At 42.1% G+C, this 24,335-nt stretch carries 19 protein-coding genes; 11 read left to right on the top strand and 8 right to left on the bottom strand.

Annotated features, from left to right (window positions below; genetic code table 11):
• Window positions 1–84 precede the first annotated feature (84 nt).
• From P7J49_RS05380 to nrdI, 9 genes are all read left to right on the top strand, one after another.
• The gene (locus P7J49_RS05380; protein WP_408569829.1) at window positions 85–2,994 is read left to right on the top strand and encodes a glycoside hydrolase family 3 C-terminal domain-containing protein; all 2,910 of its coding nucleotides are present in this window, start codon (window positions 85–87) and stop codon (window positions 2,992–2,994) included.
• A 36-nt stretch (window positions 2,995–3,030) separates the two neighbouring features.
• Window positions 3,031–3,510: a GtrA family protein gene (locus tag P7J49_RS05375; protein ID WP_408569828.1), complete on the top strand. Its 480-nt coding sequence runs from the start codon at window positions 3,031–3,033 to the stop codon at window positions 3,508–3,510.
• A gap of 149 nt (window positions 3,511–3,659) precedes the next feature.
• Window positions 3,660–6,059 (top strand): glycoside hydrolase family 3 C-terminal domain-containing protein, encoded by a 2,400-nt coding sequence (locus P7J49_RS05370; RefSeq protein WP_408569891.1) that lies wholly within the window; start codon window positions 3,660–3,662, stop codon window positions 6,057–6,059.
• Window positions 6,060–6,103: 44 nt separating this feature from the next.
• On the top strand, window positions 6,104–7,117 hold the full coding sequence (locus tag P7J49_RS05365) for a glycosyltransferase family 2 protein (protein ID WP_408569826.1): 1,014 nt from the start codon (window positions 6,104–6,106) through the stop codon (window positions 7,115–7,117).
• A gap of 411 nt (window positions 7,118–7,528) precedes the next feature.
• Complete coding sequence (locus tag P7J49_RS05360; RefSeq protein ID WP_408569824.1) at window positions 7,529–8,440, top strand: aldo/keto reductase family oxidoreductase; 912 nt, start codon at window positions 7,529–7,531, stop codon at window positions 8,438–8,440.
• Window positions 8,441–8,449: 9 nt separating this feature from the next.
• On the top strand, window positions 8,450–8,902 hold the full coding sequence (locus P7J49_RS05355; RefSeq protein WP_408569822.1) for a GNAT family N-acetyltransferase: 453 nt from the start codon (window positions 8,450–8,452) through the stop codon (window positions 8,900–8,902).
• Window positions 8,903–8,996: 94 nt separating this feature from the next.
• Window positions 8,997–10,790 carry an aspartate--tRNA ligase gene (aspS, locus tag P7J49_RS05350; protein ID WP_408569820.1) on the top strand — a complete coding sequence of 598 codons (1,794 nt, stop codon included), beginning with the start codon at window positions 8,997–8,999 and terminating at the stop codon, window positions 10,788–10,790.
• Window positions 10,791–10,824: 34 nt separating this feature from the next.
• Entirely contained in the window at window positions 10,825–11,715 is an 891-nt protein-coding gene (locus P7J49_RS05345; protein WP_408569819.1) for a YitT family protein, read from the top strand.
• A 76-nt stretch (window positions 11,716–11,791) separates the two neighbouring features.
• Window positions 11,792–12,244 carry a class Ib ribonucleoside-diphosphate reductase assembly flavoprotein NrdI gene (gene nrdI, locus P7J49_RS05340; protein WP_009911016.1) on the top strand — a complete coding sequence of 151 codons (453 nt, stop codon included), beginning with the start codon at window positions 11,792–11,794 and terminating at the stop codon, window positions 12,242–12,244.
• A 152-nt stretch (window positions 12,245–12,396) separates the two neighbouring features.
• On the opposite strand, the gene pulA is transcribed toward nrdI, so the two are convergent.
• The 6 genes from pulA to P7J49_RS05310 form a co-directional block, all read right to left on the bottom strand.
• Window positions 12,397–14,448 (bottom strand): type I pullulanase, encoded by a 2,052-nt coding sequence (gene pulA, locus P7J49_RS05335; protein WP_408569817.1) that lies wholly within the window; start codon window positions 14,446–14,448, stop codon window positions 12,397–12,399.
• 23 nt (window positions 14,449–14,471) lie between these two features.
• Complete coding sequence (locus tag P7J49_RS05330) at window positions 14,472–15,455, bottom strand: LacI family DNA-binding transcriptional regulator (RefSeq protein WP_408569815.1); 984 nt, start codon at window positions 15,453–15,455, stop codon at window positions 14,472–14,474.
• 9 nt (window positions 15,456–15,464) lie between these two features.
• Window positions 15,465–16,175, bottom strand: coding sequence for an integral membrane protein (locus tag P7J49_RS05325; RefSeq protein WP_015445375.1), 711 nt, complete (start codon window positions 16,173–16,175; stop codon window positions 15,465–15,467).
• Window positions 16,176–16,306: 131 nt separating this feature from the next.
• On the bottom strand, window positions 16,307–17,149 hold the full coding sequence (locus tag P7J49_RS05320; protein WP_002941891.1) for a sugar ABC transporter permease: 843 nt from the start codon (window positions 17,147–17,149) through the stop codon (window positions 16,307–16,309).
• 1 nt (window position 17,150) lies between these two features.
• Window positions 17,151–18,446 carry a sugar ABC transporter permease gene (locus P7J49_RS05315; protein ID WP_024376014.1) on the bottom strand — a complete coding sequence of 432 codons (1,296 nt, stop codon included), beginning with the start codon at window positions 18,444–18,446 and terminating at the stop codon, window positions 17,151–17,153.
• Between the two features lie 106 nt (window positions 18,447–18,552).
• On the bottom strand, window positions 18,553–19,812 hold the full coding sequence (locus tag P7J49_RS05310; RefSeq protein ID WP_408550807.1) for an extracellular solute-binding protein: 1,260 nt from the start codon (window positions 19,810–19,812) through the stop codon (window positions 18,553–18,555).
• Between the two features lie 315 nt (window positions 19,813–20,127).
• Here P7J49_RS05310 and malQ point away from each other — a divergent pair, with 315 nt between their 5' ends.
• Complete coding sequence (gene malQ, locus P7J49_RS05305; protein WP_408569813.1) at window positions 20,128–21,648, top strand: 4-alpha-glucanotransferase; 1,521 nt, start codon at window positions 20,128–20,130, stop codon at window positions 21,646–21,648.
• Window positions 21,649–21,687: 39 nt separating this feature from the next.
• Here the strand turns inward: malQ and P7J49_RS05300 are convergent, their stop codons facing one another.
• A complete protein-coding gene (locus tag P7J49_RS05300; protein ID WP_044687958.1) occupies window positions 21,688–21,870 on the bottom strand; it encodes a hypothetical protein in 183 nt (60 codons plus the stop codon).
• A 111-nt stretch (window positions 21,871–21,981) separates the two neighbouring features.
• Here P7J49_RS05300 and P7J49_RS05295 point away from each other — a divergent pair, with 111 nt between their 5' ends.
• Window positions 21,982–22,506 (top strand): hypothetical protein, encoded by a 525-nt coding sequence (locus P7J49_RS05295; protein WP_408569811.1) that lies wholly within the window; start codon window positions 21,982–21,984, stop codon window positions 22,504–22,506.
• 49 nt (window positions 22,507–22,555) lie between these two features.
• On the opposite strand, the gene P7J49_RS05290 is transcribed toward P7J49_RS05295, so the two are convergent.
• Window positions 22,556–23,989 (bottom strand): SH3 domain-containing protein, encoded by a 1,434-nt coding sequence (locus tag P7J49_RS05290; RefSeq protein ID WP_408569809.1) that lies wholly within the window; start codon window positions 23,987–23,989, stop codon window positions 22,556–22,558.
• Window positions 23,990–24,335: the final 346 nt, after the last annotated feature.

The raw sequence follows: 24,335 nt of genomic DNA, 5'->3' as shown, positions 1-24,335 counted from the left end.
TTCATTAAGTATGTTAATTGATATAGTGGACTCAAGAAAAAGAAAAGGCTTACATGGAAGCCGAAACGTTTAGGAGGAAGTCTTATGAAGGCTTGGAAAAAACTTGGTTTAGCAAGTTTAGTTACTCTGATGGGAAATGTCGGAGTAACGGTATTTGCGGAAGATTATGCTAGTTCCTATCAAGCATGGGATGCAGCAGGGATTGCAAAGATTGTTTTAATATGTGCTAGTTTAGCAGTCGTAGCTTTATTCGCGTACTATATTTACAAAGGTGTGAAGAATAAGGCATTTGCAACCAAAAAATCAAAAATCTTTACGTCTCTCTTGGCATTATTAGGTGTAGTAGTTATTGGTGCCAACTATGCTGTCAATATGTTTGTCAATGTAATCGACACCTATTTTGCGCCGTCTTATGCAGATGAGACAAAAATAGCTGAGGCAGAAGAGGTTTCTAAATCTTTGGTAACAACTATTCAAGAAGAGGGCACTGTCTTGCTCGAAAACAAAAATCAGACCCTACCGCTTGAAAAATCATCTAAGGTCAATGTTTTTGGTATTTCTTCTGTAGCCATTACTTACGGAGGATCTGGTTCAGGTGCTGCAGATGAGTCCAAAAACGTCAATCTGCAACAAGGTCTTGAAAATGCTGGTTTTGAAGTCAACAGTGAATTGACCGATTTCTATACAGAAAACCTGCCAGAAAAAGAAGGTACCAACATCTTCTCCCTCAATGGTGGAGATTACAATATCTATGAGCCAACTCAAGACAAATACACAGATGAATTGCTAACAAACGCGAAGAACTTCTCTGATACAGCCTTGGTGGTCATTTCCCGTAACGGTGGTGAGGGTGCAGACCTTCCACAAAATATGGCAGAATACCAACAAGGAGACAAGGACAAGCACTATCTTGAACTTCAAGAAGTTGAAAAAGCTATGTTGAAAACTGTAACCGAAAACTTTGACAAGGTTGTTGTCTTGGTCAACTCTTCAAATGCGATGGAACTTGGTTTCTTGGAAGAGGCAGGTGTCGATGCGGCTCTCTGGATTGGCGGACCTGGTTCAACTGGTTTGAACGGTGTAGCTAATATCTTGGCAGGAGATGTCAACCCGTCTGGTCGCTTGGTCGATACCTATGCCTATGACTTGGAAACCAACCCGACCTACTGGAATACAGGGGACTTCTCTTATACCAATATTACTTATGAGAAAACTCCATGGGGAGCAAAAGAACCTCAAACCTTCAACTATAAATTTGTTAACTACCAAGAAGGTATCTATCTAGGCTATCGTTACTATGAAACTCGCTTTGTTGACAATGCGACTGGTCAAGTAGATGAGGCAGCCTACGATGCAACAGTGCAATATCCATTTGGCTATGGTTTGAGCTATACAACATTTGACCAAGAAATCACCAGCATGAAAGAGAACGGTGACAAGATTGAGGTCAATGTCAAGGTAACCAACACTGGTGATGTGGCTGGTAAAGAAGTTGCACAAGTTTATTACACTGCTCCATATACCGAAGGTGGTATTGAAAAATCCCATGTTGTCTTGGCTGGATTTGACAAGACAGATGTTATTGAGCCAGGTAAGAGCGAGGAATTAACTATTTCCTTCGACCGTGATGACATGGCATCTTACGACGAAAAGACTGAAAAAGCCTACGTTTTGGATAAGGGTGACTACCAAATCAAACTCATGAATAACGCTCATGATGTATTGGATTCAGAAACCTACACAGTTGACAGCAAGGAAGTCTTGACGCAACGTTCATCTGATAAGGCTGAAGTAACCAATGCCTTTGAATATGCTGTAGGTGATGTCAAGTATGTAACCCGTGCGGACTGGGCAGGTACTTTGCCAACTGAACGTACAAAAGACAAAGAAGCTAGCGAGCAAATTGCTACAGAAATCAATAATTCAAACTTCCGTATTGACGAATCTTCAGAAACACCGATTGATACGGTGACAACAGAAGATAACGGACTTCGTTTGGTTGATTTGATTGGTGCAGACTATGATGACGAGCGTTGGGAACAACTCGTTGCTCAAATGTCTGTTGATGAAATGGTCAACTTGATTGGTTACGGCGGCTATGCAACAGGAGCTGTCAAATCAATCGATAAACCAGCTGTTGTTGACTTGGACGGACCTGCTGGTATCAACGGTATCTTCCAAGGTATCAAAGGTATCCAATACAACTCAGAAGTCGTTGTTGCATCTACTTGGAATACTGACTTGGCTGAAGAAATGGGTGACGCCTTTGCCAAAGAAGCTTTAGCTCATGGTATCGTTGGTTTGTATGCACCAGCTGTGAACATTCACCGTTCACCATTCTCAGGACGTAACTTCGAGTACTATTCAGAAGATCCACTGATTTCAGGAAAAATGGCAAGCTCACTGGTAGCAAAAGCTCTTGAAAATGGTGTTTATACCTTTACCAAACACTTTGCCCTCAATGACCAAGAAGATAACCGTGAAGGTGTGGCGACTTGGTCAAACGAACAGGCAATCCGTGAAATCTACCTTAAAGCATTTGAGATCCCTGTCAAAGAAGGTGGAGCGACAGCCATCATGTCATCCTTTAACCGTATCGGCACCCTCTGGGCAGGTGGTAACGGAGACCTCTTGAATACTGTCCTTCGTGACGAGTGGGGCTTCAAAGGAATGGTCATCACAGACTTTGACGGTCAAGACTATATGAGTCCAGACCAGGCTATCCGCAACGGTGGCGACCTCATGTTGACACCTATGGGTGACCTTCCAACAGCCACTTCAACTGGTACTGAAGAAGGGGTTGCCGCACTTCGTCAGGCAAGCAAAAACATCTTGTACACCGTTGCTCATTCTGCAGCCTTTGACATCTACAAACCAAAAACTAAATGGTGGATTGTTGTATTGGTAGCAAGCAATATTGCCCTTGTTGGTTTTACAGGTTTCGGTCTTGTAAAACTAACAAGTAAGAAAAAAGAAGAAAAAAACGCAGCATAACAAGGGGGCATCCCCTCGTCTTGCATAGGAGACAGTATGAAAGAATGGATTGCCAAACACCCAGACTTGTGGGAATTTATCAAGTTTAATGTGTTATCAAACATAGCGACCATTACAAATTTCTGTGTTCTTTGGTTGTCAACAAATTTCCTCTTTACAGCCTTGTCAAGTCAGCCATTTCACTGGTTCATCTTCCATTATTCCATAGAAAATGGCGGTTTAAACGGCTTTCTCTCCTTCCTCTTGGCCTATGTAGCAGCGCAAGTTGTCAATTACATTGTACAAAGGAAGTTGGTATTTGGTGCAGAGAATGATATTTCCAAAACCCTCCATTGGTATATCTTGACTGTTCTGGTTGCAGGAATTTTGTCCATTGTGCTACCACCTTACACTACTCAACTCTTTACATCATGGGGCTTGAGTTTGGGTTGGGCACAGACAGCAGCCAATTGGGTCAATATTTTCGTTCAAGTGGCTGTCAACTATCCGATGATGAAGTTTGTAATCATGAAATAAGAAGTGATGCACATAATCTCCCTAGTATTTTCTGGGGAGATTTTTTATAGCAGATTATGCCTAAAATCGGACAGATTATGAAGAAAGCGTTTTAATTGTACGCTTGGTCTGATATGATAGTGATAAAGAAATAGAATGAGGAAAAGATGATGAAGCATCAGGAGATTATTAATCGTTTAACATTGGAAGAAAAGGCAGCACTCATGTCTGGAAAATCTGTTTGGGAAACCAAGGATTACCCTGAAAAAGGAATTCCATCTATCTTTTTGTCTGATGGGCCACATGGAATTCGCAAGCAAGAAGGTGAAGGTGATCACTTAGGGCTGAATGCCTCTGTTCCTGCAACGTGTTTCCCAACAGCTGCTACCTTAGCAAATTCGTGGGATGTGGATCTGGTTGAACGTGTCGGACAGGGTCTCGGCGTAGAAGCAAACAGCTTGGGTGTCAATGTCATTTTGGGTCCGGGGCTTAATATCAAGCGCAGTCCCTTATGTGGTCGAAACTTTGAGTATTATTCAGAAGATCCTTATCAGGCAGGAAAACTGGCGGCCGCAATGATTCGGGGAATGCAGTCGCAAGGTGTTGCGGCAACGCCTAAGCATTTAGCTGTAAACAGTCAGGAATTGCGACGTATGGCTTCAGACTCCATTGTAGATGAGCGCACGCTGAGAGAGCTCTATCTGACAGGATTTGAAATTGCTGTGCGTGAAGGAAATCCAAAGGCAATCATGTCTGCCTATAACAAAATAAACGGCGTCTACGCTAATGAAGACAAGCGCCTCTTGCGTGACATTCTTCGTGACGAATGGGGCTTTACTGGCTTTGTCGTATCGGATTGGGGAGGCTCTAATGACCATGTTCTCGGTGTTGAAAATGGTAGTCATTTGGAAATGCCGGGTACTAAAAAGGTTGGTCAAAAGGAAATCATTGACGCTGTTCAGTCTGGTCGTCTGTCCGAGCAGGTATTGAATGAGCGCGTGGATGAGCTACTTGATGTGGTTTTGGAGTTGGCCAATGCTGAAAAACAAACTGTAGATTATTCTGAACAACATAAATTGGCCCGTCAGGCTGCTGCTGAGAGCATTGTGCTATTAAAAAATAAGGATCATGTCTTGCCCTTATCTAGCGAGATAAAAATAGCCCTTATCGGAGAATTTGCCCAAAATCCTCGCTATCAGGGAGCCGGCTCTTCCTTAATCAATACAAGACAATTAGATAAAACAGTGGATTGCATCGCGGATTATCCATTAAATGTCATTGGTTACGAACAAGGCTACCAACGTGTAGATAAAGAAGATGGGGAATTAGTTGACAAGGCTGTCAATCTTGCAAACCAAGCAGAACTTGTTCTTTACCATATGGGGCTGGATGAAATGAGTGAAAGTGAGGGCTTGGATCGTCATCATCTAAGTCTCCCTAAAAACCAGTTATCCTTACTGAATGCCTTGGTAGGGACAGGTAAAAAAATCGTTGTTGTCCTATCAGCTGGTTCGGTTGTGGATATGAATTGGGATGTGGATGTAGATGCGGTTCTTCACGGCTATCTATCAGGAGAAGCTGGCGCTAGAGCCATGTTAGATACCTTGACAGGTCGTGTCAACCCGTCAGGGAAACTAAGCGAGACCTATCCTGTTGAGTTAGCAGATCTTCCGTCTTCTGAGGACTATCCTGCGGAGGGAGAATTTGCCCTCTATAAGGAAGCTCTCTATGTAGGCTACCGTTACTTTACAAGCGTTGACAAATCTGTCAAGTATCCCTTTGGCTATGGATTATCCTACACAGATTTTTCTTACAGTCAATTAGAAGTGTCTGAATCAGGGGTTTCTGTCATGATTACTAATACAGGAATGGTAGATGGGGCTGAGATTATCCAATTGTACGTAGGCAAAGAAGACAGTCAGATTTACCGACCTGTAAAGGAATTAAAAGGCTTTAAAAAGGTATTTATAAAAGCAGGCGAGTCCAAACAAATTTTTATCCCTTTTGAGGATTATACTTTCCGTTATTTTAATAAAGAGACAGGCCGATTTGAAGTAGAGGCTGGAAATTATCTCTTGTATGTAGGTGCAAGTAGTCAGGATATTCGCTTGGTTGGTGAGATTATCCGACAAGGTACAGTAGACCAATTTCCTGCTTCAGAACAGCTACCGACTTATCTGACAGCCCAAGTACAGGCTGCTTCATCGCAGGATTTTGCACAATTGCTTGGACGTCCAGTTCCAGAAGAAACCTGGAAAATTGGTCAAGAATTGAGCCTGAACGATCCAGTTTTGAAACTCCAATTTGCCAAGAGTGGGTTGGCACGTGGCGTGCATAAACTATTGGCTGGCTTACTGAAAAAAGCAGAGCAGAAAGGGACTCCTGACTTGAACCTGCTATTCCTTTATAATATGCCATTTAGGGCAATGGCCAAGATGACAGGAGACATGCTCGATTTACCGATGGTGGAAGGGATTCTTACCATTGTCAATGGCCATTTTTTCAAGGGCTTAGGCCAACTATGGAGAGCCTATCAAGCAAAACGAAAATATCAAAAGCAACTTTCCTGAAAATGTGATAAAATAGTAACAAATTGTGTCAAATGGAGAGAAAGATGACCTTACTAAGTATTGCCATTCCGAGTTATAATTCGGAGGCCTACCTTCATTACTGTGTTCATTCCCTTGTAATGGGTGGTGACAAGGTTGAAATTCTGATTATTAACGACGGGTCGACCGATCGGACTCAGGAAATCGCAGAGGGACTAGAGAATCAATTTTCAAACGTACGTGCCATCTATCAGGACAATAAGGGCCATGGCGGAGCTGTTAATACAGGGATACGTGAGGCCAAGGGGAAGTACTTTAAAGTTGTAGATTCAGATGACTGGGTCGATACCAGGGCCTATTTGAAGATCCTAGAGAGTTTGCAGGCATTGGAAGACGAAAATACGCCAGTTGATGCCTTCATTTCCAATTTTGTTTACGAAAAAGAGGGACAATCTCGAAAGAAATCCATGTCCTATCAGGATGTCTTACCTGAAAATCGGATTTTCGGTTGGGAAGATGTAGGTGCCTTTTCCAAGGGTCAATACATGATGATGCATTCCTTGATTTACAGGACTGAGTTGTTAAGAGAGGTTGGTCTCGTTCTACCAGAGCATACCTTCTATGTGGATAATATTTTCGTGTTTACCCCTTTACAGGCTGTGAAAACCATGTACTATCTACCAGTAGATTTTTATCGTTACTTTATTGGGCGAAATGACCAGTCTGTCAATGAATCCGTCATGATTAAGCGCATTGACCAGCAGTTGAAAGTCAATCGAATCTTGGTAGATAATTTAGACTTGGAGGCGATTGACAATCCTGATTTACGGAGTTATTTGCTCAATCACGTAGAGATTACGACCATTATCTCCTGTGCCCTTCTCAATCGTGCTGGAACAGCTGAGCATATGATGAAAAAGCAGGAATTATGGCACTATATTCGTGATAACAATCCAGCTCTCTTTAAAATCGTTCGTAAAGGGTTACTCGGGCAATTAACCAACCTTTACGGTTATCCAGGTCGAAAAATTTCCAATGCCGTCTATAAAATCGCGAAAAGAATTTATGGTTTTAACTAGGAGGTTGACTGCCACTTCTCAAAGCTAGTGTCAACATCTCAGTACAGTGGTTGATTGGCTCTAACAATCTGGGAGATTGTTAGAGGTTTTGCACAGCAAATCTCAGCAATTCGTGTTGCACACTTCAAATCTGACCTCTACGCTGATGCGAACGAGTTCGCTTCATTTCCAACCTCCAACAGTCACTACTCTGACTGTTGGAGCTATGTGGGGACGGGAGTAAAATAGTCCAGTGGAGTGAAACAGTTCGGGGAACTGTTTCAGCTGGTCACCTGAAAGTAAGAAAGTGCCCATATAAGTCCGAACCTGTATGTTTGGAAGTGAGGGGAACTCTTTTTATTTTCGAGTTCTGTCCCGCTCCCTTTTCTGTTATAATGAATAGAAGAAAAAACGCTTACAAGGAGAAGACACATGCAAGAATTAGGACAGACAGGTTTACAGGTTTCTCGAATTGCTTTAGGCTGTATGCGAATGGCTAGTTTGACAGAGCAGGAAACTGCTAAAGTGTTAGATACAGTCGTTGGACAGGGAATTAACTTTTTCGATCATGCAGATATTTATGGTGGTGGTGAGTCAGAAATCCGTTTTGCTCAAGGAGCAAAATTGGCAGGTTTGAAACGTGAGGACATGATTCTCCAGTCCAAATGTGGCATTCGCAAGGGCTATTTTGATTTTTCTAAAGATTACATCTTGGAATCTGTGGACGGGATTTTGAAGCGCTTGGATACAGAATATTTAGATGTTCTTGCCTTGCATAGACCAGATGCTTTAACGGAAGCAGAGGAAGTGGCAGAAGCCTTTTATCTCTTGAAAAAAGCAGGGAAGGTTCATCATTTTGGCGTCAGCAACCAAAACATTTACCAAATGGAGTTATTGCAATCCTATCTTGATCAACCGCTCGCAGTTAATCAATTGCAGTTATCTCCTGCTCACACGCCTTTGATTGACGCCGGACTCCATGTCAATATGAAAGATGATGCTGCGACTATGCGTGATGGTGGGCTAATTGACTATTGCCAACTTAAAAAAATCACTATCCAAGCCTGGTCTCCTTTCTTGATTGATTTGCAACGAGGTATTTTTGCCAACCATCCTGACTATGCTCTTTTAAACCAGACCATTGGGGAAATAGCAGAGCGGTACAAAGTTTCACATGAAACCATTGTCGTAGCTTGGATTTTGAGACATCCAGCTAAGATTCAAACCATAGTTGGGTCCATGAATCCAGAACGTTTGACCAAGATTGCACAAGCTAGTCAGATTACCTTGACTAGACCAGAATGGTACGAGATTTACAGAAGTGCAGGCAACATCTTGCCCTAGGAGGAAGCTATGCAGTGGGAAATAAAAGCATTTGACCAACTAAGTTTACAGGAACTTTACACTATCTTGACACTGAGAGTTGATGTCTTTGTTGTTGAACAAGCCTGTCCCTATCCTGAAGTTGATGGAAAGGACCCAAACTGTCTTCATCTTTTGGGAACGGATGAAGGAGAGTTAGTAGCTTACTTGAGAATATTGCCAGCTGGTCTAAGTTATGATGAAGTTTCCATCGGTCGTGTGGTCATCAAGTCAAGTCATCGTGGCAAAGGTTTAGGTCGACCAATGATGGGGCAGGCAATTTACTTTATTACAAACGAATGGAAAGAAAGTCAGATTAAAATTGGTGCCCAAGCCCATTTAGAAAAGTTCTATAGTTCGCTAGGTTTTGAGACGGTTTCAGAAGTCTATCTAGAGGACGATATTCCGCATTTAGATATGCTTTATACTAAACCAGTCGTTTAAGGCTGTTTTTTCGATTTTTCTTGTCAAATTCCCCCAAAAATCAGCCACTTTATGGTAGAATGAGTAGGTATAAAATCAGTAAAAGAGGAAGAAAATGAAACGTTCTATGTACGCTGGACGTGTTCGTAAGGAACATGTCGGACAGGAAATTACTTTGAAAGGGTGGGTTGGCCGTCGTCGTGACTTGGGTGGTCTGATTTTCATCGACTTGCGTGACCGTGAAGGCATTATGCAATTGGTTATTAACCCTGAGGCAGTTGAAGCTGAAGTGATGGCAAAAGCGGAGAGTCTTCGTTCCGAGTTTGTTATCGAAGTAACGGGAACGGTTGTGGAGCGTGAACAAGCCAACGACAACATCCCAACAGGAGCTGTTGAATTACAAGTAACAAGCTTGACAGTGTTGAACACGGCTAAGACAACTCCGTTTGAAATCAAGGACGGCATTGAAGCTAGTGATGATACCCGTCTTCGTTACCGTTATTTGGATCTTCGCCGTCCAGAAATGCTCAACAACTTCAAATTGCGTGCAGCTGTAACCCACAGCATTCGCAATTATCTGGATGACTTGGAATTTATAGATGTGGAGACGCCAATGTTGACTAAGTCAACACCAGAAGGTGCGCGTGATTACTTGGTACCATCTCGTGTGTCCAAAGGTCATTTTTATGCCCTTCCACAAAGTCCACAGATTACTAAGCAGCTTTTAATGAACGCTGGTTTTGACCGTTACTACCAAATCGTTAAGTGTTTCCGTGATGAAGATTTGCGTGGGGATCGTCAACCTGAGTTTACACAGGTTGACTTGGAAACCTCATTCTTGAATGAGGTTGAAATCCAAGACATCGTAGAAGGCTTGATTGCTAAGGTCTTGAAAGATACCAAAGGAATTGATGTGACCTTACCATTCCCACGTATGTCCTATGACCATGCGATGAACTTCTATGGTTCAGACAAGCCGGATACTCGTTTTGAGATGCTTTTACAAGACTTGACAGAACTTGTCAAGGAAGTTGACTTCAAGGTCTTCTCAGAAGCACCAGTTGTCAAAGCAATTGTGGTCAAGGGTGCGGCGGATAGCTACTCACGTAAAGACATTGATAAATTAACAGAATACGCCAAACAATTTGGTGCTAAGGGACTTGCTTGGGTTAAGGTTGACCAGGGAGAATTAGCTGGCCCAGTTGCCAAGTTTTTGACAGACATTACAGCAAACTTGACAGAAAGTTTACAACTTGAAGACAAGGACTTGGTTCTCTTTGTGGCAGATGAATTGGAAGTAGCCAACAATACCTTGGGAGCCTTGCGTAATCGCTTGGCTAAAGAACAGGGCTTGATTGATGAAAGCAAGTTTAACTTCCTCTGGATTGTGGATTGGCCAATGTTTGAGTGGTCTGAAGAGGAAGGTCGCTACATGAGTGCCCATCACCCATTCACCTTGCCAGATAAAGATTCTATAAACAAATTGAAGGCAAATAAGGGAAAATTAAAACAGTTATCTAGAGAAAAAGGTAGTGTCTTGGAGAGAATACACGCAGTTGCCTACGATATCGTTTTGAATGGCTATGAACTAGGTGGCGGTAGTTTGCGTATCAACCAGAAAGAGATGCAGGAGCAGATGTTCAAGGCACTCGGTTTCTCAGCCGAGGATGCCCATGAGCAGTTTGGTTTCTTGCTAGAAGCTATGGACTACGGCTTCCCACCACATGGTGGATTGGCTATCGGTTTGGACCGCTTTGTCATGTTATTGGCTGGTGAGGATAACATTCGTGAAGTTATCGCCTTTCCGAAGAATAACAAGGCATCTGATCCGATGACACAGGCACCGAGTACGGTTGCATCAGCTCAATTAGAGGAATTGGCTTTAAACATTACACTCGAAAATGAATAAATTTTTCAGAAAACAGCAAATACGCTTGATAAGAATGGCCAGAAAGAATAAGTTTTGGTCGGTCATTTTGGGAATTTCTCGGGAAAAATATGCTGAACGGATATCGGGGTCCATTATTTATGGACTCCTATCTAGTATTGCAGTCAATTTTTTCTTTCGACCAGGGAATGTTTATTCGTCTGGAGTTACTGGTCTTGCACAGATTGTTTCTGCTCTGGCAGCTTCTTACGCTGGTTGGAATGTACCGATTGCGGTGGTCTACTACGGCCTGAACATTCCCTTGCTTATCTTAGCTTGGTATAAAATTGGTTATAAATTTACTATCTTTACCTTTATTACGGTATCCTTCAGTTCTTTCTTTATCCAATTTATGCCGCCAGTTACCCTGACGACGGATCCGTTAGTCAATGCTATTTTCGGTGGGCTTATGCTCGGTACAGGAATTGGCTTTGCGCTTAGGAACAATGTATCCAGTGGTGGTACTGATATTGTCTCTATTATTATTCGCAAGAAGACGGGACGTCAAGTTGGAGTCATTTCCTTGATTGTCAACATTATGATTATGTTGATTGCAGGGATGACCTTTGGCTGGCAATATGCCCTGTATTCAATGGTTGCGCTGTTTATCTCCAGCCGCATGACAGATGCGATTTTTGTGAAACAAAAACGGATGCAGGCCATGATTATTACCAATCATCCTGAACGAGTCATTAAGAAAATCCATAAGAAGCTCAATCGCGGTGTGACCATTATCAACGGTGCTGAGGGTGCTTATAACCATGAGCAAAAAACGGTACTGATTACTATTATCACGCGTGCGGAGTTTAGTGAATTTAAGCAAATTATGAAAAAAGCAGATCCTCAAGCCTTTGTATCGGTAGCTGACAACGTCAATATTATTGGTCGGTTTGTGGAAAGTGACTGATTGACAAACACTACATGTAGGAGTAAAATAGTATTTACAGTCTACATGTAGTGTTTTTATTATAAAGAGGAAATGTATGAAGAAGAAAATATATTTGGTTTATATCAGTTTGAGTGGCAATACAGAGAGTTTTGTGAAACGTCTAAAGTCTTTTTTCCAATTTCAAACTGACTGGGAGATTGAACTGGTCCATGTTAAAGATTTGGTCAAGCAGGATATTCCTTTCTATCAGCTAGATGCACCCTTTGTCGCCTTTTTACCAACCTACTTAGAAGGTGGAAATGGAGTGGACAACGGAGATGTGGAAATTCTGACCAATCCTCTCGGAGATTTTATCGCTTTGGGGACCAATGCAGAGCTCTGTCTGGGTGTCGTTGGCTCAGGTAACCGTAATTTTAACAACCAATATTGTCTGACTGCCAAGCAATATGCTGAGCGATTTAATTTTCCTGTTATAGACACCTTTGAACTCAGAGGGATGCAGAATGACATTGAACGCATTGGTCGGAAGATAATGGAATTGATGTAAAGAGCCTCAACTCAGCTTTATGCTGGGTTGTTTTTTTGATCACACAAAAAAACTCACCAGAGTGACCAGTGAGTTTTAAGGAGATTATGAAAAATATTTAGGATTGACTATAGTATACCTCAGACTATATCGTGTTTCATCGGTCTAAAGTCCTATTTGTCTTCTAAAATGCAAATACTCTGTCCTGCAATCGTGATTTCTTGCTGATCACGCTCTTCGACTGGAGGATAGTTGTAGAGAACTGCCTTATCTTTTTCACGTTCATAGGTAAAGTCGCTATCCGCAAAGTTGATGATAAATTGAATGGTCTTTTCTTCACTTGTCACTTGATAGCGAAGAACATATTCAGTTAACCAGTAGAAATCACAAGTTTCCTGGATACTTTCGTAGTTATCCTGGCTGAGTATTGGATTATTTTTGCGGAAGGTAATTAATTCCTGAATGAACTCGATATGTTCCTTATAACGAATAGCTCGTGTCCAGTCCAGACGGTTGATAAGGTCAGGGACATTGTAAGTATTATCTAATTCATCTTTTGTACGGAAAAATTCCTGTCCACTATGAATAAAGGCCATACCCTGAGAAATCAAAATCAGTTGAAGTCCAAAGCTAGCAGCACGTTTCTGCTGTTGAGGTGTCCAGTTTGGATTCTCAATATGGAAATAGTCAAATGCTGTAGCATTATCATGGCATTCGATGTAGTTGAGGGACTGTTGAGGCGTTAAGAAATGGCTTAATCGGCTACCAGTCAGGAGATGTTGTACCTTTTCGTGCAATTGCTTATCTACTAGACGGCTTGGATTGAGCAAGAGTTTCTTAAAGGTATCACGGTAATCGTCATTGAAGAAGCTGATTTCAGGTAACTGCTCTGCATTGTACTGGTGAGCCAGCTTTTCAAATTCGAGGCCTGTTGCCATTTTCCATCCTTCACCATAGAGGTAGACATTTGGGTGAATGGCAGATAATTCAGTTTGAATCTGGTTGATTGTTTCGCTATCTAAAATACCCATAAGGTCGAAACGGAAGCCGTCAAAACCATAGAGTTCTAGCCATTGGCGAAGGGATTGTTTGATGTAGTTGCGGACCATACTGCGCTCGCTGGCAACGTCGTTACCGCAGAATGTCCCGTCTGTTCGCATGCCGTGGTCATCATAGCGATAGAAGTAGCCTGGAACGATGAGCTCAAATGCGTACTTTTCAGCATGATAGACGTGGTTGTAAACAACGTCCATAATAACTGAAATATCTGCATCATGGTAGGCCTGGATAGCTTCTTGTAGCTCTAGAATACGTGCGTAAGGATCGTTTGGTTGGCTAGAATAGGAACCTTCTGGCAGATTGTATTGCATAGGGTCGTAGCCCCAGTTGTAAACAGCTTGGGGTTTATTTTCATCCACACTGCCAAAATCATAAACAGGCAATAATTGAATATGGGTAACGCCTAGTTCTCTGATGTAATCCATTCCTAGCTTCATTCCATCCATGGTAGGAGACTCTGTCAATCCGAGAAATTGACTGCGATGCTTGAAACCAGCTTCTTTTTGCCATGAGAAATCACGGACGCTCATTTCATAGATAATGGCCTGAGAAATAGGTCGTTGGGTCTTAGCACGACGAATTTTATGAAGTTTATCTGGATTGATAACGTAGCTGTCACCTGAGTTGGCTGTGGAAGACAGGGCGTAGGGATCGTGAACGGAAATCCATTCACCGTTTACTTTGTGGAGATAGTGATAGCTGTGCGCCTCTAGGTCTCCTTCAACAGTAATTTCCCAAACTCCTTTTGCTCCCTTAGTCATTGCATGTGGGTTTCCTTCTAGAACAAGAAAAACTTGCTTAGAAATAGGTGCCCATAACTTAAAGGTTGTTGCCTCTGGTCGATAGGTTGCTCCCAAGTCTTGCCCATTGTATGTATAACTTTGTTCAAAAAGTGTAGAGCGAACGATATGACCATAGCCGAGTTCAGCTTTATTACGATCCTGGTCGTAGATGGTATAGTCCTTGTCCAATATCAATGCATGGAGGCTGGTTAGATAATAGATAACGAGATTGTCTACTTCTAGACAGGAATGGATAAAAAGTTGAGACGTAGCATCATTTGATTCAAGTGAGAAGCTCATATGTTCGGAGTCGAATCGTTTTTCCATGACCAAGCGAATAGTTGCTACATCATCAAGGAATGCTTGAAATTGTCGTAATGCCATGAGCCAAAAGGCTCCTTTCTAAGTTAGAGTTCGGTGATGGTATGTGGAATGACACGTCGGTAGCAGACCTGCTTGTCTTCCTTGTTGTCATTGATGATTTGGTGCAGAGTGTTGAATGCGACGCGTCCTAGTTTAATAGCGTGGACGTCAACGTAGGCTTCAATATCTAGTTTTGGCTTGACGGAGTCAAAAGAAATGATAGGAAGTTTGACTCCGACTTCGTTGAGATATTTGACAACACCTTCGGCAACGGAAGTGTCGGTTGTGACGATTGCATCCAGGTCTTGTTTGAGTAATTTCTTAGAAATTTTGTAGGCACTGTCTTCGAGAAGGAAGCCAGACACAAACTTGACCTTGTTTTCATCCAGGGGAATATTGTGCGATTTAAGGGCGTTCTTGTAACCAGTATAACGGTCTTGAGATACGACCAACTCTTTGTTACCAGCGACGAAGGCAATGTTTTTGTAACCTTTACTGATGAAGTAGTTGGTAGCTTCAAAGCCGGCCTGGATATTATCATTATCAACTAGTGATATGAATGGAGAATCCGCCTTACCGAGAATGAGGAAGGGAAACTTATGTTGAATGGCTAGCTGGACCAGTGGGTCATCTGGCTTGGAATAAAGGAAAATTAGACCATCAACCCGCTTTCCATAGACCATCTGAGAAATAGCTTCCAATCGTTGTTCTTCATTCTTTCCTGTGGAGATTTGGATGGCATAATTATGATCTGCCGCAACTTGAGAAATTCCTCGTAAGGCAGTAGGGAAGAAAGGGTTTTGATAGAAAACATCCGAGTCATCTGGCAAAACCAGTCCGATAACCTGTGTATAGCTAGAAACTAGGCTTCGAGCGTTGAGGTTTGGATGGTAGTTGAGATCCGCCATGGCTTTCCGCACCAAGTCTTTCGTTTTTTGGCTAATGGCAGAGCTATTTTGAATGACACGAGTAACTGTAGATGGCGAGACACCAGCTAATTTAGCCACATCTTTGATGGTTGCACGCATATAGACCTCCTAGATTTCATCTCTGAATTTTGTTTTGAAAAATACCCATAACAAGCATAGCACAAATAGGATATTTTGTATGGTCAGAAGGGTAGTCACAGGTTGACCAAATAGTCCAATTAGACAGGCTATAAGAGTAGGCAGGCCCAGACAGTTGAGAGCAAAATTATAGCACTCTGCAAACGTTTCAAAATGGAAGAAACGAGACTTTTTAGTCAAAAAGAGGAAGAAGCTGGCTCCTAGTAGGATGAAGAGTAGGTTTGTTGTTAAAATAAAGGTCGAAATAAGAGTGATGGACAGTCCGACAGCTGCTCGGTTGGCTTGATACCATTTTTTAGAGATGGTTGCAGTCAAGGTCTCCTTACTAGCAAAATCGTCAGTATTCAAACCTTCATAAGTCAATTCGCTTAGAATATCACTTCCTTTACGAATAGTCAGAGACTGATTGGCGAATTGATAAGTAAAGTCAGAACTAGAGCTAACGGTATCACCAAATGTCACTTGCTCCCAGTTAGTATTTCCAGTATAGGTTAGGTGGTTGTTTTCAATGACTGCATGTTGACGGAGGTCATCTACGACCTGATCTGTCAGAGGTGCATAGATACCTTCTACGAAATTTTCTAAAGGATAGGTTTCGAGATTGACAGTCTGCAGGGAGCTCGGAATGAGCAAGAGCGCCACTAAAAAAAGCGTTGTAAACAACCGTTGCCAAAGGTTCATTAGTCTACGATTGGCAAACATATTTCTTGGAGAGAAGATACTAGAAAAATAGGAAAAAGGATATGGGAGCATTCGTTGAACCTTTCATAAATATCAATGTTTCCCCTAAAAAGGGAAAAGGTGGGACAGGGTTATCCCTTGTCGCCACCGCTTGTTAAACCAGATACAAAGTTCTTTTGTAGGAAGAAGAATAGGATACTGATAGGGAGGGCAATAAGAATGGCACCTGCCGCAAAGTAGGCAATCTTCATATTCTTCACATCACTGATGAAGGTTTGAAGGCCGACAGCTACAGTATAGAATTCTTTTTCACGAAGCAAGAATTTGGATAGGATGTAATCTCCAAAAGGTCCCATGAAGGCCCAGAGCGCTTGTACAGCAATCATTGGACGAACGAGTGGGAGGACGATTTGCCAGAAACGTCTGAAGTGACCGGCACCGTCTAGTTTTGCAGATTCATCAAGTGAGATTGGCACCGTATCGAAGTAGCCTTTCATGAGCCAAGCGTTCATTGGGATACCACCACCGACATAAAGGAAGATGAGGAACCAGCTTTGGTTGAGCGCATTGAGCATGAGGGCCATAACGAAGAAGGCGGTAAGAGCAGCCATGGTTGGTACCATTTGGATAATCAAGAAGAAGACCAAACTCTGCTTACGAGCGATGAAGTTATAGCGACTATAAGCGTAACCCGCTAGTACCACTATACTTGTTTGAATAACCATTGTCAAGAGAGCAATGATAAGCGTATTGAGGTACCAGGTTCCGTATAGAGTCTCGCTAAAGAGCTTGCTGAAATTGTCTAGTGTAAAGTTGATATTGCTATCCAATTTGAAGGCAACCACGTTACCAGACTTGAAGGCGGACATGATTGTAATCAAGAGAGGATAGATGATGATAACAGACAGAACAATCAGATAGAGATAGGTTAAGGTCTGATTGAGTATGCGTCTAGTTTTTACAGATACTTTCATCTTATACATCCTCCATTTCAAAAGCATTTAGTTTTTTGAAGGCAATCATGGAAATACTGATGACAATCATTGAGATAATCAATGTAACTGCTGCCGCCATTGAGTATTGAGGTGATGTACCTGTGGTTAATTTATAAATCCATGAAATCAAGATGTCAGTTGAACCTGCTCCACCACCAACGCTACCAGGACCACCATTGTTAAAGAGGTAGATGATAGAGAAGTTGTTGAAGTTGAAGGTGTATTGACTGATTAGTGTTGGAGCTGCTACTGCTAAAATCATCGGAAGGGTGATGTTACGGAATTTTTGAATGGCACTTGCACCATCAATGTAAGCAGCTTCATACAAGTCGTTTGGAATGGATTGCAAAATACCCAAGGTCAAAACATAGATATAAGGGAAACCAAGCCAAGCCTGCATCATAATGAGGGCAACTTTAGTCCAGAATGGGTCGGTCTTCCAAGGGATAAGGAAATTATCGATGAATGGTAGGAATTTGCTCAGGAATGGTAATACCTGTGTGTTAATAGCGCCGACACTATCGTTGAACATGTTACTAAAAGTCAAGATAGTTACGAAGGCAGGAACAGCCCATGGGAGCAAGAAGATAACACCGAAGATGCGTTTTCCTTTGATGAATGGCTGATTTGCGATGATGGCTGTCAAGATACCGATAACAATTTGAGCTGTTGAAGCGCAGAGTGCCCAGATAATTGTCCAGCCAAGTACAGAACCAAATGCTGTACGGAATGTGCTTAGTTTCCAGATGTTTGTAAAGTTAGTAATACCAATCCAATCCAACAAGGCACCTGGTGGCAGGTGTTTGAAGTCGTAGTTTGTAAAGGCGATAAACAATGTAACGACAACTGGGAAGATGATAGCAAAGGTCATCGCAATATATGATGGGATAATCAAGAGATATGGGAAACCATTCTCATAGATACCTTTTACCATTTCTTTTAATGTGGTAGCTACTGGCATCCCTGAATTCCATCGTTTCGCAGTATCACGTGCATCTTTTAGGTTGAGTGCATAGAAAGCGAGATAGACAACCGTGATAATCAAATGGAAAGAACCGCGAATCAGCATGAATAGCGAATTATCTTGTCCACGAACACTACCGAGGGTAATCAAGTTGCCTAATTCACCAGCTGCAATTGCAATAAAATAAACAAGGAAGGCAAGGGTAACACCCAAAAAGATGTATCCTTTGGCTTTTTGTTTATTGTAGATTTGTCCGAGACCAGGGATCAGGGACAAAAGGAGTGCCTTACCTGGATTTTGTTTCATAGTCATAGTCTCCTTATATAGCTTCTGAATAGATGGTCGATTTTATCTATTCAGTTTATCGTTAAGTAATAAAGTAGACTGGGAGGAACTCCCAGTCCAACTTTAAACTTGACTAGTTGCTGTGTTTTTGAGCAATTTCGTCTGCAATAGCTTTCACAGCGTCTGTTGCAGCAGTTTTAGCGTCTTTTGCACCACTTGCAGCTTCGAAGAGCATGTTACCAGCTGGTGTCCAAACTGAACCCATTTCTGAGATGTTTGGCATTGGTTGAGCTGAAGCGAACTGGTTGATAACTGCAGTTGTCAATTCGTCGTTTTTGCTTACAGCATATTCACGAGCGTCAGTGTTAGCTGGAACTTCGTTTGTAGCGTCGTAAAGTGCTTTTTGTTGGTCTGTAGCAGTCAAGAAGTCAACAAATTTTTGAGCCATTTCTTGGTTTTTAGCGCCTGTAGGAACAACCCACGCTTTACCACCACCGAATGCTGAGTAGTTTTTACCGTTTACAAGAGTTGGGATTGTTGCTACACCATAGTTTACGCCAGCTTCTTTATATGAAGCTGCTTTCCAAGGTCCTTCGATAATAGCAGCTGCTTTACCATCTGTAAATTGAGTGTTAATCAAGTTGTTTGCAGCAGTACCGTCTTGAAGACCTTGAGGCCATTTTTCATACCAAGTTTTAGCGTATTCAATCGCTTTGATGGCACCTTCGTTAGCAAGTCCGATGTCTTTTGGATCAGTACCGTTTTCGCCAAATACGTAGCCACCGTAACCAGCTAGAAGTCCGTAAGTGTAGTAGAAGTTTGTCCAGTCAGCAAGGAAGGCAGTTGTTTTACCAGCTTCTCCTTCGAAGGCGTATTTGCTATCTTTAGCAAGTGTTTCAAGTTCTGCAAATGTCTTAGGAGCTTCAGTCAACAAGTCTTTGTTGTAGTAAAGAACAAGTGTTTCGATAACTGCTGGTGAACCGTAAACTTTACCACCGTTTGTTACAAGAGCAGTTGTTGTGTCATCTGCTTTGCTATCATCTGCAAGTGTCAATTCAGATAATTGACCTTCAGAACCAAGGCTACCTACACGGTCGTATGGTGCCATCATAACGTCTGGAGCTGAACCAGATTGGTTATCCAATGACAAGTTATCCAAACCAGTCAAAGCATCACCAGTTTTAACTGTAACAGTCACACCATTTTCTTTTTCGAAGTCAGCTTTGACGTCGTTGATATAAGATTCATAACCTTGGTCAACGTAGACAGTCAATTCTTTGCTACCTTCAGCAGACTTAGATGCCTCTGTTGATGAACCTGAGTTTGAGCAAGCAGCTAAAACAGCAGTTGATGCAGCTAAGAGAGCAACGCTCTTAAGAAGTTTGTGTTTCATATTCTTCCCTCCAAGAATAAATGTTTTATTGTGAAACGCTTACTAGCGCAAACGTTTTCCTAAGATGTATTTATTATACACCAGAATGAATGCGTTTGCAAGTGTTTTTATAAAAAAATTAAAAAATTTTTTTAGGTTAATATAAAATATCGTAAAAACGATTCACTATTAATGAAGAAACTTGTAAATGCTATCGAAATTATTTGATAGAACTGTGAAAAAAGCTTGATTTGTTACCGTTTTCATTATATAATGAAACAAAGCAATCGTTTGCGTTTATAAAAAAGAATTTTTAGAAAGATATAGGGGACTATTATGAAAGAACGCCAAAGTGGTGTGCTCATGCATATCTCATCTCTACCTGGTAAATACGGCATTGGTTCTATGGGACAGGCTGCCTATGATTTTGTTGATTTTTTGGAAAGAACCAAGCAGCGCTACTGGCAGATTTTGCCTTTGGGAACAACCAGTTATGGAGATTCTCCTTACCAGTCATTTTCAGCTTTTGCAGGGAATACTCATTTTATTGATTTCGATATATTGATCGATAAAGGCTGGCTGGCAGCAGAGGATTTACAAGGTGTTGACTTTGGGCAGAATCCTACAGAGGTAGATTACGCAGCCATTTTTTATGCTCGCCGTCCATTACTGGAGAAGGTAGTTGCCAACATGAAGGCACAAGGATTGCCAGAAGATTACTGGATGTTCTTAGGGGAGAATGATTTTTGGATTCATACCTTTGCGGAGTATATGGCTATAAAAGAGCATTTTGATCTCAAACCTTGGACAGAGTGGGAAGATCAAGGGGTGCGCTTACGTTACCACGATACCTTGGAATATTATCGTCACTTGTTGGCAGATCGAATTGATTATCACCGCATTACACAATATTTATTCTTTTCACAATGGAAGGCTTTAAAGGCTTATGCCAATGCCAAAGGTGTTGAGTTTGTTGGGGATATGCCGATTTATATCGCGGCTGATTCTGCTGATATGTGGGCCAACCCTCATTTCTTTAAAACGGATGAAGAAGGCAAACCGAGTGTGGTTGCAGGATGCCCACCAGATGCCTTTTCGGAAATTGGTCAGCTTTGGGGCAATCCGATTTATGATTGGGAAGCGATGAAGCATGACGGATTTACTTGGTGGGTGGCTCGTTTGCGTGAGTCCTTCAAGATTTATGACATGGTGCGAATTGACCACTTTATCGGCTTTGCCTCCTTCTGGGAAATTCCAGCGGGTGAAGAAACAGCTGTAAATGGCTATCGTGTCGAAGCACCAGGTTTTGAATTATTTGATACAATCAAACGTGAACTCGGAGACTTAAATATCATAGCTGAGGATTTGGGCTCTGTGACAGACAAGGTCATCCAATTACGTGATACGACAGGTATTCCTGGTATGAAAGTCCTGCAGTTTGCTTTTGATCCAGAAGGAGACAGCATTGAAATGCCGCATAATCATCCTAATAATGTGGTGGCATATACGGGAACCCATGACAATGATACGATTCTTGGCTGGTACGAAAATGAAACAACGAAAGAATCGCGTGCATTCTTAGATAAGTACAGCAATCGTCGTGAGGGCGAAACGGTTAGCCATGCTCTTTTCCGCCTGCTCTTTGGTTCACCTGCCTTTATGGCGGTGGCTACTATGCAGGACCTACTTGGTTTGGATGGTTCGGCTCGCATGAACTTGCCAAATACACTTGGTGGTAACTGGACTTGGAGGATGACGGCGGATCAATTGACACCAGAGATTGAAGCGGAATTGCTAGACCTTACAGAAACTTATCGTCGGGTTAATGTGCATTTGGTTGATGAAAAGTCAGAATAAAATGAACTCCTCTAAGTAGCTAACTTAGAGGAGGCTTTGTTATCTCTGTTTACGGACATAGAGCCAGTAGCTAATCCAGTAGTAGATGGTGTAGAGTAGGCAGGCTACGATAGTCCAAATGAAAAATGTATTCAGCACTTTAGCAAGACTTGGCAATAACCAGTTAATCAGTAGCGTAACTACAAAAATAATCACTCCGATATAGGTAGGCAATTTCTTCATGAGTTTTCCTCCTCTGAATTTAGTATAACAAAATTATATTTATAGTCAAATGAAATATATGATTGACAATACAAAAATATGAGTATAAAATATAGAAAAAAGGAGGCTATTATGAAAAGACCGATTCATTTGTATATTTTTGTTGTACTGTCATCTATTGCGAGCGTATTGCGTGGCTTTAATATATTTTTTGCGAAGTACGATGAGGCTGTTGTGCGTCAATTGTTGCAGAATTTTAATGTTGAGGGGATTGATGAGGCATATTTTACCTACATGAGAGAATCTATCAATTTCCAGACGAATCTTGTCAATAAGGCATTTGCAGTTGTGTTACTACTTGCTGTGATTGCGACGATTGTGCTGCTTTTCCTCAAGAAAAATGAGCAGGCTTCTTATACCTACCTGGGTTATCTTTTTGTAACTCTCCTATTTTCGACCTACGCTTTTATTGGTGAGAAAGGTTTGGGGCAAATTTATACGGATTCAGTTATGCGTCAGTCAGTAGAGGCGCAGGCAATGATGAATTATATTATTCGAGTTGTCCTATTTGCCATCTATTTTGGGGTAACTATTTTCTTCCATCTGCGTAAACCGAAAGAAAAATCGAGCACAGCTATCAATTCTACTGATATTTAATCATCTAAAAAACTGCATGGTGCATAGTGAACCTGCAGTTTCTTTTGTTTTATGGGATGGCGATGTAGCGACGGACTCCTGAATAGCTGACATAGCTGATCCACTGGCGTCCTTCGGATGTGACAACTCGGTCATAGCGGACAGAAGAACCAGCACCGTAGTAGGTGATTTCACTGGCGGACTGACTAGGGCTATTGCGGACAATGGCTTTGCTAGAGAAGGTGTAGGTACCTGAGGATGGAAGGTTTTTATTTGTTTGTTGAGGTGTAGGACTTGTTTGTATCTGTTTGATAGGAATGTAGCGTCTTTGACCACTATAGCTGACATAGCTAATCCACTGGTAGCCGTCAGCTGTTAGAACCCGGTCGTAGCGTACGCTCTCACCAGCATAATAGTAATCCAAGGTTGTGCTAGATTGTTTGGCTTCATTTTTAATTGGTGCTTGCTGGGTAAAGGTATAGGTACCACTGTTTGCTAAGCCAGATGTGTGCGTCTGAGTAGGTGCAGGACTGGTCTGACTGACAGGAGAGCCAGCTAGGTCCTTGAAGTGAATATAGCCACTGACAGAGTTCTTATGGATCAGACGGCGATTGTAGGTGTATCGAGTACCGTAGTTGTATTCTTCGATTTCGACCATGTCACCTTGGATGCTAGATACCCAGGCAACGTGCATAGGAGAGGTCCACCAAGCCACTGCTCCTATGGCAGGGTTCATATCCACTCGGTAACCCTCTCGTCGAGCTCTATGTCCCCAAGCATCTGCATTACCGTAAGCTGCCGGAATTTCAAAACCGTTGACTTTACTGAGGCGAAAGGCTACAAAAGAAGTACATTGACGGGTGTAGAGCCTCCAAGGGTCAATAGCGTCAACCGCTGTATAAGGATAATCATCCCCCAAGGCACTGGTGGAGCTAGAGCGCGTGCTAGTGGTGCGAGCCTGGGTGGTCAGTCGATTTCTGTTGGTGTTGGTTTGTGCTCGAGTGCTTGTTGTTTGGGAAATAGCAGAGCTACTTGTCTGAGGGTGGCTGCTACTTGTTGGAGCAGTCTGTGTCTGGTTGTCCCTAGTTGTAGGTGTTGTTTGTGGGGAAATTGCTATCCTATCTTGACTGGTCTGGGGAATAGTCACCTGTGTTTGTTGACCGTATGAAGTGCTTGCTCCTGTTTCAATCTTTTCATGAGAAGTTTGGTCGGTTTGCCCAGAGTTGCTTGGACTAGTGATGGTGTTTGCGGTTGTCTGCTCAGATCCAATTTGTGGGCTAGTTGGTTGAGTGACTGGTGTAGTTATTTCCTGTCCTACAGAACTACTTGTCGAGGTCTGGACGGTCCTTAAATTTGTACTAGTATTGGTGTTTGTACCTATGTTGGCATGGGCTACTGGTCCAGCTGCTAGACAGGCATAGGCTAGTAGAACAGAAGTAGCACCGAGAGAATAAGTGCGGATAGAAAAGCGTGGTTGGTTTGCTGTAAGTGATGTTTTTGTCATTCAGACTCCTTTGATGATTTTTTGTAGGGGTCTTAGAACCTGTATTCACAAGTAAAGTGCTTTTAGATAAGAGATAGTTTTTCGCTAATCAAGGCAGTTTTTTGAGGGAATACTGACTGTATTTTGAAAAAAACGAACGATGAGTAGCTGGAAAACTAGCCTTAGGTGAACGTGCTGAACTGTGAATACAGGTTCTTACTCCCCCTCGCTACATCTATTCGCACTTGTCTGATAATTTTTGAGAATTTTTTTACCGCTGATGATAAAAAGGCTCTATAATTTCTGTAGTGGGTAAAACCACCGTGGAGATTATGGAGCCTTTTTAAGTATATACAAAAAGTCCCAT

The sequence above is a fragment of the Streptococcus suis genome, from assembly GCF_046032515.1.
Classification (GTDB): domain Bacteria; phylum Bacillota; class Bacilli; order Lactobacillales; family Streptococcaceae; genus Streptococcus; species Streptococcus suis_AL.
This window is presented reverse-complemented; position numbering and strand designations above follow the sequence as displayed.